The sequence below is a fragment of the Pseudoduganella albidiflava genome, from assembly GCF_004322755.1.
Lineage (GTDB): Bacteria > Pseudomonadota > Gammaproteobacteria > Burkholderiales > Burkholderiaceae_D > Rugamonas > Rugamonas albidiflava.
Genome location: NZ_CP036401.1, coordinates 2,045,826 through 2,062,454, shown reverse-complemented (window position 1 = coordinate 2,062,454; position 16,629 = coordinate 2,045,826). Strand labels below are relative to the sequence as shown.

10 protein-coding genes are annotated in these 16,629 nt (G+C 69.4%); 9 read left to right on the top strand and 1 reads right to left on the bottom strand.

Annotated elements, in window-relative coordinates:
- Positions 1-239 precede the first annotated feature (239 nt).
- The 5 genes from EYF70_RS08730 to EYF70_RS08710 all read left to right on the top strand — a co-directional run bounded on the left by EYF70_RS08730 (position 240) and on the right by EYF70_RS08710 (position 10,009).
- On the top strand, positions 240-2,471 hold the full coding sequence (locus tag EYF70_RS08730; protein WP_131145050.1) for a TonB-dependent receptor: 2,232 nt from the start codon (positions 240-242) through the stop codon (positions 2,469-2,471).
- 12 nt (positions 2,472-2,483) lie between these two features.
- Positions 2,484-5,672: a hybrid sensor histidine kinase/response regulator family protein gene (locus EYF70_RS08725; protein WP_131145049.1), complete on the top strand. Its 3,189-nt coding sequence runs from the start codon at positions 2,484-2,486 to the stop codon at positions 5,670-5,672.
- Positions 5,669-6,571, top strand: coding sequence for a diguanylate cyclase (locus tag EYF70_RS08720; protein ID WP_131145048.1), 903 nt, complete (start codon positions 5,669-5,671; stop codon positions 6,569-6,571). Before EYF70_RS08725 ends, EYF70_RS08720 begins: the two co-directional genes overlap by 4 nt.
- A gap of 110 nt (positions 6,572-6,681) precedes the next feature.
- Entirely contained in the window at positions 6,682-9,069 is a 2,388-nt protein-coding gene (locus EYF70_RS08715) for a DNA polymerase II (protein WP_131148978.1), read from the top strand.
- 181 nt (positions 9,070-9,250) lie between these two features.
- Positions 9,251-10,009: a DUF7847 domain-containing protein gene (locus EYF70_RS08710; RefSeq protein WP_131145047.1), complete on the top strand. Its 759-nt coding sequence runs from the start codon at positions 9,251-9,253 to the stop codon at positions 10,007-10,009.
- Between the two features lie 103 nt (positions 10,010-10,112).
- Here the strand turns inward: EYF70_RS08710 and EYF70_RS08705 are convergent, their stop codons facing one another.
- On the bottom strand, positions 10,113-11,549 hold the full coding sequence (locus tag EYF70_RS08705) for a M28 family peptidase (RefSeq protein ID WP_131145046.1): 1,437 nt from the start codon (positions 11,547-11,549) through the stop codon (positions 10,113-10,115).
- A gap of 199 nt (positions 11,550-11,748) precedes the next feature.
- Between EYF70_RS08705 and EYF70_RS08700 the strand changes: the two genes are divergently transcribed.
- The 4 genes from EYF70_RS08700 (at position 11,749) to EYF70_RS08685 (ending at position 16,624) form a co-directional block, all read left to right on the top strand.
- Positions 11,749-13,110 (top strand): GGDEF domain-containing protein, encoded by a 1,362-nt coding sequence (locus tag EYF70_RS08700; RefSeq protein WP_131145045.1) that lies wholly within the window; start codon positions 11,749-11,751, stop codon positions 13,108-13,110.
- Positions 13,111-13,257: 147 nt separating this feature from the next.
- Complete coding sequence (locus tag EYF70_RS08695) at positions 13,258-14,058, top strand: HDOD domain-containing protein (protein ID WP_131145044.1); 801 nt, start codon at positions 13,258-13,260, stop codon at positions 14,056-14,058.
- A 269-nt stretch (positions 14,059-14,327) separates the two neighbouring features.
- Complete coding sequence (locus EYF70_RS08690; RefSeq protein WP_131145043.1) at positions 14,328-14,954, top strand: LysE family translocator; 627 nt, start codon at positions 14,328-14,330, stop codon at positions 14,952-14,954.
- 194 nt (positions 14,955-15,148) lie between these two features.
- Positions 15,149-16,624 (top strand): pyridoxal phosphate-dependent decarboxylase family protein, encoded by a 1,476-nt coding sequence (locus EYF70_RS08685; RefSeq protein ID WP_229420763.1) that lies wholly within the window; start codon positions 15,149-15,151, stop codon positions 16,622-16,624.
- Positions 16,625-16,629 lie beyond the last annotated feature (5 nt).

The following is a 16,629-nucleotide window of genomic DNA, read 5'->3' as shown; positions in this document are numbered from 1 at the left end:
GAATGAAAACTGTGCCGAATGTTAAAGAGTGGATGTGACGACGCCATGACAGTCCGGCCTTCCCCGCCGGCCAGTGGCTTGGCCGCGACAGCGGGTGGACAGGAGCACTTGCTCGACAGTAATTGACTATAACTCTGCAAGCCGAGCTGATAGACTTGCAGGTTGATTTCACCTCGCCGCCGACAGTAATTAACAATTTCATCACGTCGCGCGCGGGGTCCCGACCTGAAAGAGAAGCAATGCAACATCACCGCGGTAACCCCACCCTGCTGGCCGTCCTGGCGGCCGCCGCATGCGCCAATGCCGCGCACGCGCAGGTGGCCGATGGACAGCTCCAGGAAGTCGTCGTCACCGCGCAGCGCACCACCTCGCTCGAATCGAAGACGCCGGTCGCCATGAGCGTGCTGTCCGGCGAGGCGCTGCGCGAGGCCGGCTTCGGCACGCCGGCGGAACTGGCCAAGCGCCTGCCGAACGTGCACCTCGACGGTGCCGCCGACGGCCTGCGCATCACGATCCGCGGCATGTCGAATTCGGATGCCACCGACAAGGGCGATCCTTCCGCCGCCTTCATGCTGGACGGGATCTACATCGCCCGTCCGCAGAACCAGAACGGCCTGCTGCTGGACGTGGACCGGATCGAAGTGCTGCGCGGCCCGCAGGGCACGCTGTACGGCCGCAACACGACGGCCGGCGTCGTCCATGTGATCTCGCGGGCGCCGACGCGCGCGCTGGAAGGGGCGTTCGGCGTGGAGGCGGGCAACTTCCGCAGCCGCAAGGCGAACGGCATGCTGAACGTGCCCATCACCGGCTGGCTGGCGCTGCGCGCCGCCGTCGCCGTCGACCGCCACAACGCTTACCTGCGCAATGGCCAGGGCACGCCGCACACGCCGGGCCAGGACGCCGGCCGCCGCGCCGCCCGGCTGTCGGCCAGGGTGGCGCTGGGCCCCGCCGCTTCGCTGCTGCTGCGCGCCGATCACGCCCGCAACGACTACAACCCGGACAGCTTCGTGTCCGACAACAACTTCTTCCGCCACGCCGACAGCGGCAAGCCGGAGTGGTACGGCGCCGCCGCGCGGGACCGGCTGACCAACCGCTTCGTGCCGCGCAACGTGGTGCCGGAACAGGGCTGGGGGCGCAACCGCAGCGCCGGCGCCGGCGCCGAGTTCACGTGGAACCTGGGCCCGGCCACGCTGCATTACCTGGGCGCCCACCGCAAGTTCGACCTGGATTTCCTCACCAACTACATCTACCGGGTGGCGCCGCAGGCCACGCTGGGCGTGCGCCAGAATTTCACCGGCGGGCAGCGCCAGGATTCGCACGAGCTGCGCGTGGCCACCAGCGGCGATGGCGCGCTGTCGGCGCAGGCGGGCCTGTACTGGTTCGACGAACGCTCGCATTCGAACTACGTGTTCCGCGACCTGGCCCCGATCGGCCTGACGCCGTACTATGCCTTCCCCACCGACCCCACCGTGGCGAAGAGCCGGGCCGCCTTCGGCCAGCTGGCATACCGCGTCACCGGCCGGCTGCGCGCCACCGCCGGCCTGCGCCATACGGAGGATGAAAAGTCGCGGGTGGGCGCCACCAGCTTCCAGCAGGGTCCGGCCTTCAACCCCGCCACCGACTTCCAGCTGCCGAACGCGGCGCGGATCGAGACCGACAAGCGCACCTGGCGCCTGGGCCTCGACTACGACCTCGCGCCGTCGGCCTTCCTGCCGGCCACGTTCGTCTACGGCACGCTGTCCACCGGCTACAAGGCCGGCGGCTTCAACGACGGCTGCCTGGCCGGCCCGGCCTGCCCGGCGGCGGCGGCAGTGGCGCCCGGCTACCTGTTCTACCGGCCGGAGACGCTGAAGGCCCTGGAACTGGGCGCCAAGACGCGCTTCTGGCACCGGCGCGCCAGCCTGGACGCGGCCGCGTTCATGTACGACTACACCAACCTGCAACTGTCCGGCAATGCCATCATCGCCGGCGCACCCCGCTTCATCACCACCAATGCCGGCATCGCCAGCGTGCGCGGCCTGGAACTGGACGGCAAGGTGCAGGCCAGCGCGGACGACCGCTTCAGCTATGGCCTGACCCTGCTCGATGCGCACTACGTGTCGTACACGCCGGACGGCGTCCATTCATGGAACGGGCGCAAGCTGGACCGCTCGCCGTCGCACGTGCTGACGGCCGGCTACCAGCGCCGCGTGCGGCTGGCCGGCCATGAAGTGCGCGCCGGCGTCGACGCGCGCCGCAGCGCGGCCTACATGATCGGCGTGCCGTCGAAGCTGGTGCAGTACCGCGTGCCGGCCATGGCCACCGTGGACGCCACGCTGGCCTGGCGCCCGGACGATGCGCCGTGGACCCTGGCCGCCTACGCGCACAACCTGGGTAACCGCATCGCGCCGGCCACCATCGACAGTTTCGGCATGGCGGTACCAGGTGCGCCGCGCGTGGTCGGCGTGCGCTTCGACTACCGCTACCAGTAAGCGGAGAGCGCCATGCACCCATCCAGCCAGCCCGTCCGCAGCGGCGCGGCGCTGCCCGCGGCGGTCCTTGCCATCCTGCGCCTGGTACTCGCCGCCATGGCCTTCGGCTGGAGCACGCTGGCCGCGGCCGCGCCGGTCGTGCTGGACGACGCGCGGGACGAGGCCGACGCGTGGTCGGCGATGACGGTGCTGTCCGACCCGGACCACCGGCTCGACGCGGCTGCCGCCCTCGCGGCACGCGACCGGTTCGCCCCCCCGGCGCTGGCACGCGGCACCACCGGCAAGTACGAGCGGGTGCTGTGGCTGCGCATCCCGGTGCAAGTGCCCGCCGGCGCGAACGGCCAGTGGGTGCTGGCCCTGAACTATGCGCTGCTGGGCCGGGTCGATACGTGGATCGTCACGGATGGCCGTCCCGGCGGCCACCAGGCCGCCGGCAACCGCCTGCCGCCGCCCGAGCCGCACATGGGTGCGCGCGTACCCGCCTTCGTGCTCACGCTGCCGCAGGGCGAACACACGCTGCTGCTGCGGGTCGAGGCGCGCGGCCCGATCATCCTGCCGGTGCGGCTGGAGAAGGCCGCGCATTTCCACCGCACGGAACTGCTCGAGCAGATGATCCAGGGCCTGCTGGCCGGCCTGGCCTTCTGCCTGCTGGTCTACAGCCTGTCGCACTGGGTCACGCTGCGCGACAACACCTTCGGCAAGTTCGCGCTGGCCACCTTCGGCCTGGCGCTGTACGGCGTCGACTTCTTCGGCATCGGCCAGCAATACCTGTGGCCGGGCAACCGCTGGATGATCGAGCATGCCGGCGGCATCACGGCGATGATCGCCTCCTGTGGCTCCTACCTGTTCGTCGAGCAGGTACTGGCGCGGCGCGGCATGGACCGGCGCTTCAGCCTGCTGATGAAAGGCTGCGCGATGCTGATGGCGCTCACCGCCGTCACCTATGCGCTCGACATCCTGCCGATGAACGGCCTGCTGCTGGTGGTCTCCACGCTGGGTGCCGCGCCCAAGCTGTTCGGCTTGCCCGGGGCGTGGCGGCTGATGCGGCGCGGCGATCCGGTGGGCTGGTACTTCACCTTCAGCTGGATCATTTCCTTCACGGGCGCGGTGGTTCTCGGGCAGGTCTTCGCCGGCCAGCTGGAGGCCGCCTTCTGGACCATGCATGCGCTGCAGCTGGCCAGCGCGGTCGACATGCTGGTGTACATGCGCATCCTCGGCCTGCGCACGCAGGGCATGCAGACGGCCATGCTGCGCGCCGAGGCGGCGGCGCGGCTGAAGGCCCAGTTCATGGCCAACATGAGCCACGAGATCCGCACGCCGATGAATGCGATCCTCGGCATGAGCCGGCTGGCACTGATGGCCGGCCCGGACGCGCGGCTGCGCAACTACCTGGTCAAGATCCTCGGCGCCGGCGAGCACCTGCTGGGCATCATCAACGACATCCTCGACTTTTCCAAGATCGAGGCCGGCAAGATGACGCTGGAACGGGTGCCGTTCAGCGTGCAGGCACTGCTCGACAACCTGGCCAGCCTGGCGGCGCCGGCGCAGGAGGGAGCATACGAGGCGACACATGAGGGCACGAACAAGGGGCGCGCGGTGGCGCTGCTGTTCCGCGTCGGCCCCGGCGTGCCCCCGGCGCTGGTCGGCGACCCGCTGCGGCTGGGCCAGGTGCTGCTGAACCTCACCGGCAACGCCCTCAAGTTCACCGAGCGGGGCGAGGTGGTGGTGGCGGTGGAAGTGGACGGCCCGGCCGCGGGCGACGGTTCGGCCGGCGTGGCGCTGCGCTTTTCCATCAGCGATACCGGCATCGGCATGGGCGAGGACGAGCTGGCCAGCCTGTTCCACGCCTTCAGCCAGGGCGACGCCTCGATGACCCGCCGCTATGGCGGCACGGGGCTGGGCCTGACGATCTCGCAGCAGCTGGTGCAGCTGATGGGCGGCCGGATCACGGTGCACAGCCGCCCCGGCGTGGGCAGCACCTTCATGTTCACCATCCATGCCGGCGTCGCCGACGCTGGCGCCGCGCTGTTGCGCCCCGATGCGGCGGCCCGCGGCGGCCCCGCGGCCGTACCGTCGCAGGCCGGCCTGGCGCGCCTGGCGGGCGCCCGTGTGCTGCTGGTGGACGACAACGCCAACAACCGCGAAGTAGCGCTGGACTTCATGGCGGCCGCGCCGCTGCGCGTGGACGCGGCCACCAGCGGCCTGGACGCGCTGCGCATGGTGCAGGCGCACGACTACGACCTGGTACTGATGGATATCCAGATGCACGGCATGGATGGCCTGACGGCCGCGCGGCGCATCCGCACCCTGCCCGGCCGCGTCGGCCTGCCCATCGTGGCGATGACGGCGCACGCGCTGGCGGGCGACCTGGAAAAGAGCCTGGCGGCGGGCATGAACGGCCACTTGGTCAAGCCGATCGACCCGGAACTGCTGTTTGCCGCGCTGCTGCGCTGGATCGACCCGGCCCGCCTGGCCGGCCGCGCCGCCCCGCCGCTGCCGGCGGTGGTACCGGCGCCGTGGGAAGCGTCGCAAGCGGGAACCCGCGAAGCCATGCAGCAGCCGACGCAGGAAGCCGCGCAGCTGCCGGTGCTGCCGGGCGTCGACTGGCATGCCGCGCTGGCCGGCGTCGATGGCCAGCGTGCCCGGCTGCAGAAGCGGCTCGATGGCTTCGTGCGCGAGTATGGGGCCGCGCCGGCGGCGCTGCGCGCCGCGCTGGCGGCCGGCGATCGCGACACGGTGGCGACGCTGGCGCACAACCTGAAGTCGAGCGCAGCCTACATCGGCGCCACCGACCTGTCGCGGGTGGCCGGCAGCGTCGAGCATGGGCTGCGCGCCGGACCCGACGCCGGTATCCATGCGAATGATTCCGGCGGCCTCGCCGTGCTGGTGGCCGAACTGGCCGGCGTGCTGCAGGCGCTGCTGGTTGGCCTGGCACCGCTGGCCGCCGCGCCGGCAGTGGCGCGCGCCGGCGGCACCGACGTGCGGGCCCTGCTGCGCGAGCTGGCCGCCTGCCTGCACGCCGACGATGCCCGCGCCGAAGACCTTCTGCGCGAACTGCAGGCGCTGCCCGCCGTGGCCGGCCATGGCGCCCTGCTGGCCGGGATCGGGCGGGCCGTCGCCGATATCGAGTATCATGCGGCAATCCAACCGCTGGGCCGCCTGGCGCATGCGCTGGATACGACCCTCGAAGACCCTGCATGAACGCCTTGCAAAAAGTGCTGGTGGCCGATGACGACGCGATCAACCGCGGCGTGCTCGCCGAGCTGCTGAAACCCGAGTACACCGTGCTGCTTGCCAAGGATGGCACGCAGGCGCTGGAACGTGCCACGCGCCACCTGCCCGACCTGATCCTGCTGGATGTGCTGATGCCGGACATGGATGGCTTCGAAGTGCTGCGCCGGCTGCGCGACGATCCGCGCACGGCGGACATCGCGGTGATCTTCGTTTCCGGCCTGGGCCGGCCCGAGGACGAAGCGCAGGGCCTGAAACTGGGTGCCTCCGACTACATCGCCAAGCCGTTCAACGCCACCGTGGTGATGGCGCGCGTGGCCCTGCACCTGCAGATGGTGCGCCAGCGCCGCATGCTGGAGCGCCTGGCGCACGTGGACGGGCTGACGGAACTGGCCAACCGGCGCCGCTTCGACGAGACATTCGAAGCGGAACATGCGCTGGCGCGCCGGCGCGGCACGCCGCTGTCGCTGGCGCTGCTCGACATCGACGCGTTCAAGCAGTACAACGACCACTACGGCCACCCGGCCGGCGACCGCGCGCTGCGCGCCGTGGCGCGCACGGCCGCCGCCAGCGTGCGCGGCCCCGGCGACCTGGCGGCGCGCTACGGCGGCGAGGAACTCGTGCTGCTGATGCCGGGCGCGGATGCCGCCACGGCCGGCGCGGTGGTGGACCAGCTGCGCGATGCGCTGGGCCGGCTGGCGATCGACCACGTGGCGTCGCCGGTGGGGCCGCTGCTGACAGCCAGTGTCGGCGGCGCCACGCTGCTGCCCGGCGAGGACGCGGCGGCGCTGTTCGCGGCCGCCGATGCGCACCTGTACCATGCCAAGCAGGCCGGCCGCGACCGCGTAGTCTGGCGCGCCGCGCCGTGACCGGCGCGCAGGCGGGCCACGAACCACCGGGCGAAACACAGATGGACGAACCGCAGGCGGATGACGGGCATACCGATGCATCGTCGCCAGATCCGACGTACGCCAATGACATGCAGGCAAACGGCACGCCGGCCGCCGGGCCGCGCTGCGGCTTCCTGCTGACCCGCCACTGGCGCGATACCGACGCCGGCACCGAAGTCGAATTCTGGATCGCCACCGAAGACGGTCCGCGCTGCGTGCGGCTGCCGCCGCAGCCGTCGGTCGCGTTCATCCCGGCCGAGTGGCTGGAGGCGGCGCAGGCGGTGCTCCGCGCGGAGCGCGGCTGCGAACTGCGGCCGCTGGCCTTGCGCGACTTCCGCCACCGCCCCGTCGCCGGCCTGTATTGCCGCCATTACCGGCAACTCCTGAAGCTGGAAAAGCGCCTGCGCGAGCACGGCATCGACGTCTACGAAGCCGACGTGCGGCCTCCCGAACGCTACCTGATGGAACGCTTCATCACGGCATCCGTGTGCTGGGAGGGCAAGGAAGACCAACAAGCTCGAGGCATCGTCGTCGACGCGCGGCTCAAGCCGCACTACGGCTACCGCCCGGCGCTGCGCCTGGCGTCGCTCGATATCGAGACCACCGCGCACGGGGACCTGTACTCGATCGCGGTGGAAGGCTGCGGCGCGCGCGACGTGTACATGCTGGGACCGCCGAACGGCGACCCGGCCGGCATCGACTTCGACCTCACGTATTGCGCCGACCGCCCGGAACTGCTGGCGCGGCTGAACGGCTGGATGGCGCGCCACGATCCGGATGCGGTGATCGGCTGGAACGTCATCCAGTTCGACCTGCGCGTGCTGCAGAAGCATGCGGAACGCTTCGGCGTGCCGCTGCTGCTGGGCCGCGGCGGCACGCCGATGGAATGGCGCGAGCACACCAATGGCCAGCACTTCTTCGCGGCCGCGCCGGGCCGACTGCTGATCGACGGCATCGAGGCGCTGCGCTCGGCCACCTGGAGCTTCGCCTCGTTCAGCCTGGAGAACGTGGCGCAGACCCTGCTGGGCGAAGGCAAGGCGATCGACAATCCGTACGACCGCATGGACGAGATCAACCGCCTGTTCGCCGAGGACAAGCCGGCGCTGGCCCGCTACAACCTGAAGGACTGCGAACTGGTCACGCGCATCTTCGCGCACACGGGCATCCTCGACTTCCTGCTGGAGCGCGCCAGCGTGACGGGCCTGCCGGCCGACCGCAGTGGCGGCTCGGTGGCCGCCTTCGAGCATTCCTACATGCCGCTGATGCACCGCGCCGGCTTCGTGGCGCCGCGGCTGGGCGACGTGGCCAATGCGGACAGCCCGGGCGGCTTCGTGATGGATTCGCGCTCCGGGCTGTACGATTCGGTGCTGGTGCTCGACTACAAGAGCCTGTACCCGTCCATCATCCGCACCTTCCTGATCGATCCGGTCGGCCTGATCGAAGGCCTGCGCGAGCCGGAAAGCGATACCGTGCCCGGGTTCCGGGGCGCGCGCTTCTCGCGCAAGGCGCACTGCCTGCCGGAGATCGTCACGCGGGTCTGGCAGGGCCGCGAGGCGGCCAAGCGCGATGGCAACAAGCCGCTGTCGCAGGCCCTGAAGATCATCATGAATGCCTTCTACGGCGTGCTGGGCTCGTCCGGCTGCCGGTTCTTCGACCCGCGGCTGGCATCGTCGATCACCATGCGCGGCCACGAGATCATGCACCGCACGCGCGAACTGATCGAGGAACGGGGCTACCAGGTGATCTACGGCGATACCGATTCCACCTTCGTGTGGCTGGGCCGCGGCCACGGCACGCGGGAAGCGGACGACATCGGCCGCGCGCTGGTCGCCCACGTCAACGCGTGGTGGCAGGCGCACCTGCGGGACGAGTTCAAGCTGGCAAGCGCGCTGGAACTGCAATACGAAACGCACTACCGCCGCTTCCTGATGCCGACCGTACGCGATTCCGACGAAGGCAGCAAGAAGCGCTACGCCGGCCTGGTGCTGCGCCCCGACGGCAGCGACGACATCGTCTTCAAGGGCCTGGAAACGGTGCGCACCGACTGGACGCCGCTGGCCCAGCAATTCCAGCAGACGCTGTACGGCCTGGTCTTCCGCAACGAACCCTACCGGGACTATGTGCGCGACTATGCCGAACGGATGCTGCGCGGCGAACTCGATGAACTGCTGGTCTACCGCAAGCGGCTGCGCCGCGCGCTGGGCGACTACGACCGCAATGTGCCGCCGCACGTGCGCGCCGCCCGCATCGCCGACGAAGTCAACGCCGCGCAGGGCCGCCCGCTGCAATACCAGAACCGCGGCTGGATCCGCTACCTGATGACCACCGCCGGCCCCGAACCGCTGGAACGGCGCCGCTCGCCGATCGACTATGCGCACTACCTGGACCGGCAGCTGAAGCCCATCGCCGATGCGATCCTGCCGTTTTTGGGGGATAGTTTTACAGGGTTGACGAGCCGGCAGCGGGTGCTGTTCTAGCCAACCCCATGCAAAATCCGGGGTCAGACCCGGCGGGTCTGACCCCAGCCCTTCGCCCTTGGGTTAAATACTGGCGCTAGTGGCATGCCGCTTGCGTGACTATCATGCACCGTCTTGCGGTTGACGCGCGCCCGGCAGGAGGATATGTTCTCGATGTCAAATGTTATCGAAAGATCACGACATGTTCACCATATCCTCGACTCCGCTGGGCTGGATCGACGTCGGGCGTGCCACGCAACGCCTGTTCTTCAAGAGTTTCCTGCGGGTCCTGCCGTATGCGCTGGCGCCGGTGGCGCTCCTGCTTGGTCTGCTCGGCCTGGGGGTCTGGGTCGCCGGCGAGCATGGCGACCGGGAGTGGATCCTTTACCTGTGCGCCCTGCTACTGCTGCTGTGCCCGGCGCTGATGTCGCCGCTGCTCCACCAGGTCCATGCCTGCGCCCACGCGCGCCCTGCGACCGCGCGCGAGTCGCTGGCGCGCGGCCTGCGTTGCCTGCTGCCGTGCCTGGCGGCATCCGCGCTGTTCATGCTGGCGGTGGGCAGCGGCGCGGTTTTGCTGCTGCTGCCCGGCCTTTACCTGTTTGTCGCGCTGTCGTTCTGGTGGCCTGCGCTGGTCATCGACGGTGTGCGACCGGTCGAAGCGCTCAAGGCCAGCCGGCGCCTGGTGCGGGGACACTGGTGGCGCGTGGCGATCGGCTACTGCCTTGTCCTTGGAGTGGCGGTATTGGTCGATCGCTTCGACATCAGCACGGTATCGCTGCCCGATAACCTGGCCGGGGCGATCGTCGCATTGCTGCTTTCGGCCGCCGTCACGGCCCTGGTGCCGATGTTCGTATCAGCGAACATGGTCGTGCTTTACAACGATCTTGTACTGCGCGACCTGGTACTGCGCGACCTGGCACTGAGCCGCAGCCAGGCTCCGTCGGATCGCCTGCCCGCTTGACGCCGGCCCCTGCCACCGCACGTTAAAACCGATGTCAGACACTATTTTCCTGCGAAAATAATGTCTGACACCAGGCGCCAAGCTCCTGCGACCTGATCACCCCCTACTGCCCCATCAGCTTCCTTCCCGCCTCCAGGTACGGCGCGGCTTTCGGCGCATTGGTCCACGCCGGCCGCTTCGCATCGTTGGCGATGTCCTGCAGCCCCAGCGCGACCATGCGCGTGACGCGCGCCATGTTGTCGTAGTCCAGCTTTGACCAGTCGTCGTCCTTGCCGTGGTAGTCGGGGAAGCCGAAGGCCACGGCCAGCGTGTGCGCGGGTACGCCCACGTCGGCCAGCGCCTGGTTGTCGCTGCGGGCGAAGTAGCGGTCGCTGTTGGCCTCGTGCTTCCACAGGCGCACGCCGGAGCGCTCGCCGGCCTTCTTCAGGTACTCGGTCACGGTGGAATAATCGAAGCCGGTCAGCGTGGCGGTGCCCACCTGGGCGCCTTCGCTGTCGTCGGTGCGGCCGATCTGTTCCAGGTTCAGGTGCGCCACCGTGTCCTTCAGCGGGAAGACCGGATGGCGGCCGTAGTAGCGCGAGCCGAGCAGGCCGAGTTCCTCGCCGAACAGCGCCATGAACACGATGCTGCGGCGCGGGCGGGTCTTCTCGGCGGCCAGCGCGGCGGCGATGTCGATCACCGCTACCGTGCCGCTGCCGTCGTCGTTGGCGCCGTTATGGATCACGCCGTCGCGGATGCCCAGGTGGTCGTAGTGCGCCGTCAGCATCGCATAGGTATTCTTCAGCGCCGGATCGGTGCCGCGCAACACGCCGATGACGTTGCGCAGCTTCACCGCGCGCAACTGGGGCACGGCGATCGTGGCGGCCACGGTGGCGCCGGCCTCCTGCAGCGCCGTGGCGGCCGCCGCGTCGTGCAGCACGACGACCGGAGCAGCGCCGGCGGGCGCCACCTGCTCCGGATCGATCAGCCAGCCGTCGCCCCGGTTGCGCTGGTAGCCCTTGGTATCGGCCAGCACCACCAGGGCCGGGCGCGACTTCAGGCCGGCGCGCAGCACCCCGGCGGCGTCGGGCACCGCCGCGGCGGGCACCACGAGCACCTTGCCGTCGACTTCCGATCCCGCCGCCAGCGCTTCCTGCCATGTCATGCGCACCACGCCCGTGGCCGCCAGCGCCACCGGCTGCACGAAATTGGCGGTGGCCGCCGAGTGCGGCACGGCGAAAGTCTTGCCGCCCGCCTGCACGGTGAACGTGAAGTCCCGCGCATCGCGCTGCGCCTGCTGCCAGTGGGCCGTCTGGAAATAGCCGTCGTCGCCCACCGCTTCCAGGCCGGCGCGGCGGAATTGCGCGGCGATGTACTCGGCCGCCAGGTCCAGTCCGCGCGACGGCGTGCCCCGCCCTTCCAGCAGGTCCGAGGAGAGGAACGACAGGTGGCCGCGCAGCGAATCGGCCGAGATGCGGTCGGCCACGGTGCCGGAAGGCGCCTGCGCGCTGGCGCCGGCGGCGGCGAGCGCGAGGGAAAGTGCGGTGAGGAGATGACGCATGCAATCGCTTTCTTAACAGGAAGAACATTCAATATTGCATGGGAGTTGCCGGTCAGTCAATGCTGCGCGGCCGAGCGCGGGATTACGGCAGAATGTGCCATCCCGCCGTGCGCCACGCACAACACTTATAGCAATATAAGTTGATGATAGGCAATATCAAGAGTATCGTCGCGGGGTTCGTCCCGAAATCGATTTCAAAGTGACTTCTTCCCCAGCCAACCGCCGCATGCACCGCCTGATGCACCGCGTCATCGCCGCCCTGGCGATGATCACGGCCGGCTTGCTGGTGTGGCACCACTACGGCATGGAACGGGTGATCGACCTGACCACGCGGCCCGACGTGCGGCGCGACGTCATGGACGACCGGTGGATGGGCGGCACCAGCCGCGTATCGCTCGAACGCCACGGCAATGCGCTGACGATGCGCTGCCAGCTGGCGCGCACGATCGACTGGCCGGCCTGCAAGTACCAGTTCGCCATTTCCGATACGGAGTCCGGCATCGACCTGTCGGAGTTCGACAGCGTGTCCTTCGATGTGACCTACCGTGGCCCCGGGCGCCGCTCGCTGCGCCTGATGGTGCTGAACTTCGAAGCGGGCATCTCGAAGCTGGACAACCCGATGTCGCAGAAGGTCAACGAAGTCGAATTCGAGGTGGGCGCGCCCGGCGTCATCCGCGTGCCGCTGAACGTGCTCCATACCGCGACGTGGTGGATCGACTACATGAAGGTGCCGCTCGACGACACCGACATGCGCATCGATAACGTGACGCGGATCGAACTGCTGACCGGTGCCACCAGCACCGCCGGCGAGCACGTGATCGAACTGCGCTCGCTGCGCCTGCATGGCAAGTGGCTCACCGCGGACGAGCTGTACATGGGCCTGATGGCGGCGTGGATCCTGTGCGCGGTCAGCTGGCCCGCCCTGGCCGCGCTGCAGCTGCGCCGCGAACTGGGCGACAGCGGCCGGCGCCTCGCCCTGCTGGGCGAAATCAACGCCGCCCTGCAGCTGGAGGCGCGCGAACTGGTCGAGCAGGCCAACACCGATCCGCTGACGGGGGCGCTGAACCGGCAGGGGCTGCGGGCGGCGCTGATGAGCACCTCATCGCTGCTGGCGCCGCCGATGGCGGTGGTGTTCGCCGACATCGACCACTTCAAGCGCGTCAACGACCGGCACGGCCACGATACCGGCGATGCCGTGCTGCGCGACTTCGCCGCGACGATCCATTCGGAAATCCGCGCCAACGACAAGCTGGTGCGCTGGGGCGGCGAGGAATTCCTGATCGTCTGCCCCGCCACCGGTGCCGAACAGGCGCGCCAGCTGGCCGAGAAGCTGCGCGCCGCGCTGCATGCGGCGGCCTGGCCGGCCGGCCTGCGGGTCACGGCGTCGTTCGGCATCGCCTCGCGCGCGCAGGACGAGGACATCGGCGCCGTGATCAAGCGCGCCGACGCCGCCCTGTATGCGGCGAAAGCCGGAGGCCGCGATTGCGTCGTGCTGGCCGGGCCGCCGGTGTTGCCGGGCGTGGAATCGCCCCGGCAGCCGCTGGGCGCGCAGTACGACTGACGGGTCCTGCCTGGCGGACACTTGCGTATCCGCAACAGTCGGCATTGATCATAAGCAATCTTTTAGCGATTCCGGCACTTTCCCGGCTTACACTGGCCCCAGCGGCATCCGGACAGCGGCGCCGCACCGATCAACCGAGAGACACCGATGCCCACGCTTACCCAGTTCTTTGCCGACGTTAAACTGCCCGTCATCCCCGAGGTGGCGCATGCCCTGATCGCCACGCTCGACGACGAGGATGCCTCGTCGAAGAGCGTGGCCGCGATCATCGCCCGCGACCCCGCCCTGACGGCCAAGCTGATGCGCCTGGCGAACAGCGCCCGCTTCGGCTTCTCGCGCGGCGTGAGCTCGCTGGACGACGCGGTGGCGCTGGCCGGCCTGTCGCACATCCGCACGCTGGCGCTGGCCGCCTGCTTCGCCGAATCGTTCCCGCAACTGCCGGGCCTCGACTCGGACGAATTCTGGAAGAGCAGCATGGCCTGCGCCGGCTATTCGAAATGGCTGGCCACGGGCCTGGGCTGCGACGGCGGCGAAGCCTGGCTGGCCGGCATGATGCTGCGGCTGGGCGAACTGCTGATCTACCAGGTCTCCCCCGCCCAGTTCGCGGAAATCGAGCAGCAGCCGCACCTGCCCGGCGGCCGCTGGGAACGCGAACAGCGCCTGCTGGGCTTTTCCGAAGGCCAGATCACGGCCGAGCTGGGCCGCCGCTGGAACTTCCCCGCCCGGATCGTGCATGCGCTGGAAAGCTCGTCCGACCCGATGGCCGCCCGCCCGTTCTGCCAGCTGGCCGGCGTGATCCACCTGGCCAGCCTGCTGGCAGACACGCCCAGCGACGACCCGGAAACCATCGGCACCCTGCCGGCCGACGTGGTCGACGCGCTGCAGCTGCGGCGCGAGTGGATGATGGCCAGGTTCCCGTCGCACGAGTCGTTTTCGGCTGCGCCTTGAGGTAGTCGGCGCGTCCATCGGTAGCCGGCGGCAGGCGAGCACCGGTGTCACACACTGATGCCAATACGTTAAGCGTTAGTCGACACATTGAAAACGCATGAATTCACCCCAACAGCGAAGGGCTGGGGTCAGACCCGCCGGGTCTGATCCCGGAATTTGCACTTGGGGTGGCTTATGTATGCGAAATAAGCGTCTCACACCGGTTCTCCCACGCCACCAGCAACCTCCGCCGGTACCGTATACTCGCGCTTTTCCCCCGCGAGTCCCCGATGCTGACACCCGACCAATTCTTCCCCTTCCTGCTGGCCGCGATGGTGCTGACGGTCTCGCCCGGCCCCGACAACCTGATGGTGCTCGGCATGGGGATGGCGAAGGGGCGCAGGCAGGGGATCGCGTTCGGGCTGGGCTGCGCGTTCGGGTGCCTCAGCCATACGGTGCTGGCGGTGGTGGGCGTCAGCGCGCTGATCGCGGCATCGCCGACGGCGTTCACGGTGCTGAAGGTGGCGGGCGGCCTGTACCTGATCAAGCTGGGCTGGGGTGCCTGGCGCCATGCCGGCGCCGTCAACCTCGCGGCGGCGGGAGTGCCGGCCGAGTCCCCTGCCCGGCTGTTCTGGAAAGGCTGCCTGGCCAATGCCATCAATCCCAAGGTGGTCCTGTTCTTCCTGTCGTTCCTGCCCCAGTTCGTGGTGGCGTCGCGCGGCGACGCGCCCTGGCAGCTGGCCGCGCTGGGGGTCACGTTCACGCTGCAGGCGGCCGTGCTGTTCGGCCTCCTGGGCTGGTTCGCCGGCGCCATCGGCGGATGGCTGAGCCGCAAGCCGCGGGCCGGCGTGGTGCTCGACCGCATGGCCGGCGCCGTGTTCATCGCGCTGGGGCTGAAGCTGATCGTGAGCCGCTAAGCGCTGGCAAGCGGGCGTCGGCAAACAAGCGTCGGCAAACAAGCATCAGCAAATCACCTGCAAGCAAGCGCCTGCAAGTAAGCGTATGCAAGTAAGCGTTTGCAAGTAAGCGTGAGCGGATAAGCCCGGCGTCCCCTGCGCCTGCCGGACGCGTCCGTGAAGTATAGTGCCGCCATCCGCAACAAGGAGCTGCCATGGCCGAGCACAAGACTTCCCTCGATCCCGACGACTGGTCGGCGCTGCGCGAGCAGGGCCACCGCATGCTCGACGATATGTTCGACTACCTGGAACACCTGCGCGAGCGGCCCGTGTGGCAGCCGGCGCCCGCCGAGGTGCGCGCGACATTCCAGGCGCCGCTGCCGCGCGCCGGCAGCGACCTCGCCGGCCTCCATCGCACCTTCATGGACGACGTGCTGCCCTACGCGGTCGGCAATGCGCACCCCGGCTTCTTCGGCTGGGTGCACGGCGGCGGCACGCCGGTCGGCATGCTGGCCGAGATGCTGGCGGCGGGGCTGAACGCGAACGTCGGCGGTCGCGACCAGGTTCCCGTCGAAGTCGAGCGCCAGGTGGCGCGCTGGATGGCGGAGCTGTTCCGCTTCCCGGCCGGTGCCAGCGGCATTTTCGTCACCGGCACATCGATGGCCAACATGATCGCCGTCCTGGTGGCGCGCCGCCGCATGCTGGGGCTAGAAGTCCGCGACGCCGGCCTTGCCAGCATGGGACAGGGCCTGGTCGCCTACACGTCGGCGGCGGCGCACGACTGCATCGCCCAGGCGATGGACCTGACCGGCATCGGCCGCGCCGCGCTGCGCCTGGTGCCGCTCGACGACGCCTACCGCATGGACACCGCGGCGCTGGAACAGGCCATCGCCGCCGACGTGCGGGCCGGCCTGCGGCCCTTCTTCGTGGCGGCCACCGCCGGCACCGTGGACACCGCCGCGATCGACCCGCTGGCGCGCGTGGCGGCGATCGCCCGCGCCAACGGCCTGTGGTTCCATGTCGACGGCGCCTTCGGCGCGATGGCGATGCTGTCGGCGGAACTGGCCCCACTGCTCGACGGCATCGAGCAGGCCGACTCGATCGCCTTCGATTTCCACAAGTGGGCGCAGGTGCCGTACGACGCGGGCTTCGTGCTGGTGCGCGACGGCGAGCTGCACCGCGACACCTTCTCCGCGGCGCCCCGCTACCTGAAACGCGAACCGCGCGGCATGGCCGGCGGGTCGCCGTGGCCGTGCGATTTCGGGCCGGACCTGTCCCGCTCCTTCCGCGCGCTGAAGACCTGGTTCACGCTGCAGGCCCATGGCGCCGACCGGATGGGCGCGGCGATCGCCGGCACCTGCGCGCTGGCCCGTTACCTGGCCGGCGAGGTGCGCCAGCGCCCCGCCTTCGAGCTGCTGGCGCCGGTGTCGCTGAACATCGTGTGCTTCCGCTATAAGGTGACCGGCATGGTGACCGGCATGGCGGACGGCCTGGATGCCGACGATTTCAATGCCGCGCTGGTGGCCGACTTGCAGGAAGCGGGCATCGCCGCGCCGTCGCTGACGACGCTGCGGGGCAAGGTGGCGATCCGCGTGGCGATCGTCAACCATCGCAGCGAGCGGCGCGATATCGATGCGATGCTGAAGGGGCTCGAGGAGCTGGCGGTGCAGCGGCTTGAGGCGGCGCGGTAGAACGT

What these genes read in the sequence shown, in the direction of transcription:
- EYF70_RS08730 (WP_131145050.1), top strand. Translation starts at nt 240, where the DNA reads ATGCAACATCACCGCGGTAACCCCACCCTGCTGGCCGTCCTGGCGGCC.
- EYF70_RS08725 (WP_131145049.1), top strand. Translation starts at nt 2,484, where the DNA reads ATGCACCCATCCAGCCAGCCCGTCCGCAGCGGCGCGGCGCTGCCCGCG.
- EYF70_RS08720 (WP_131145048.1), top strand. Translation starts at nt 5,669, where the DNA reads ATGAACGCCTTGCAAAAAGTGCTGGTGGCCGATGACGACGCGATCAAC.
- EYF70_RS08715 (WP_131148978.1), top strand. Translation starts at nt 6,682, where the DNA reads ATGCAGGCAAACGGCACGCCGGCCGCCGGGCCGCGCTGCGGCTTCCTG.
- EYF70_RS08710 (WP_131145047.1), top strand. Translation starts at nt 9,251, where the DNA reads ATGTTCACCATATCCTCGACTCCGCTGGGCTGGATCGACGTCGGGCGT.
- EYF70_RS08705 (WP_131145046.1), bottom strand. Translation starts at nt 11,549, where the DNA reads ATGCGTCATCTCCTCACCGCACTTTCCCTCGCGCTCGCCGCCGCCGGC.
- EYF70_RS08695 (WP_131145044.1), top strand. Translation starts at nt 13,258, where the DNA reads ATGCCCACGCTTACCCAGTTCTTTGCCGACGTTAAACTGCCCGTCATC.
- EYF70_RS08690 (WP_131145043.1), top strand. Translation starts at nt 14,328, where the DNA reads ATGCTGACACCCGACCAATTCTTCCCCTTCCTGCTGGCCGCGATGGTG.
- EYF70_RS08685 (WP_229420763.1), top strand. Translation starts at nt 15,149, where the DNA reads ATGGCCGAGCACAAGACTTCCCTCGATCCCGACGACTGGTCGGCGCTG.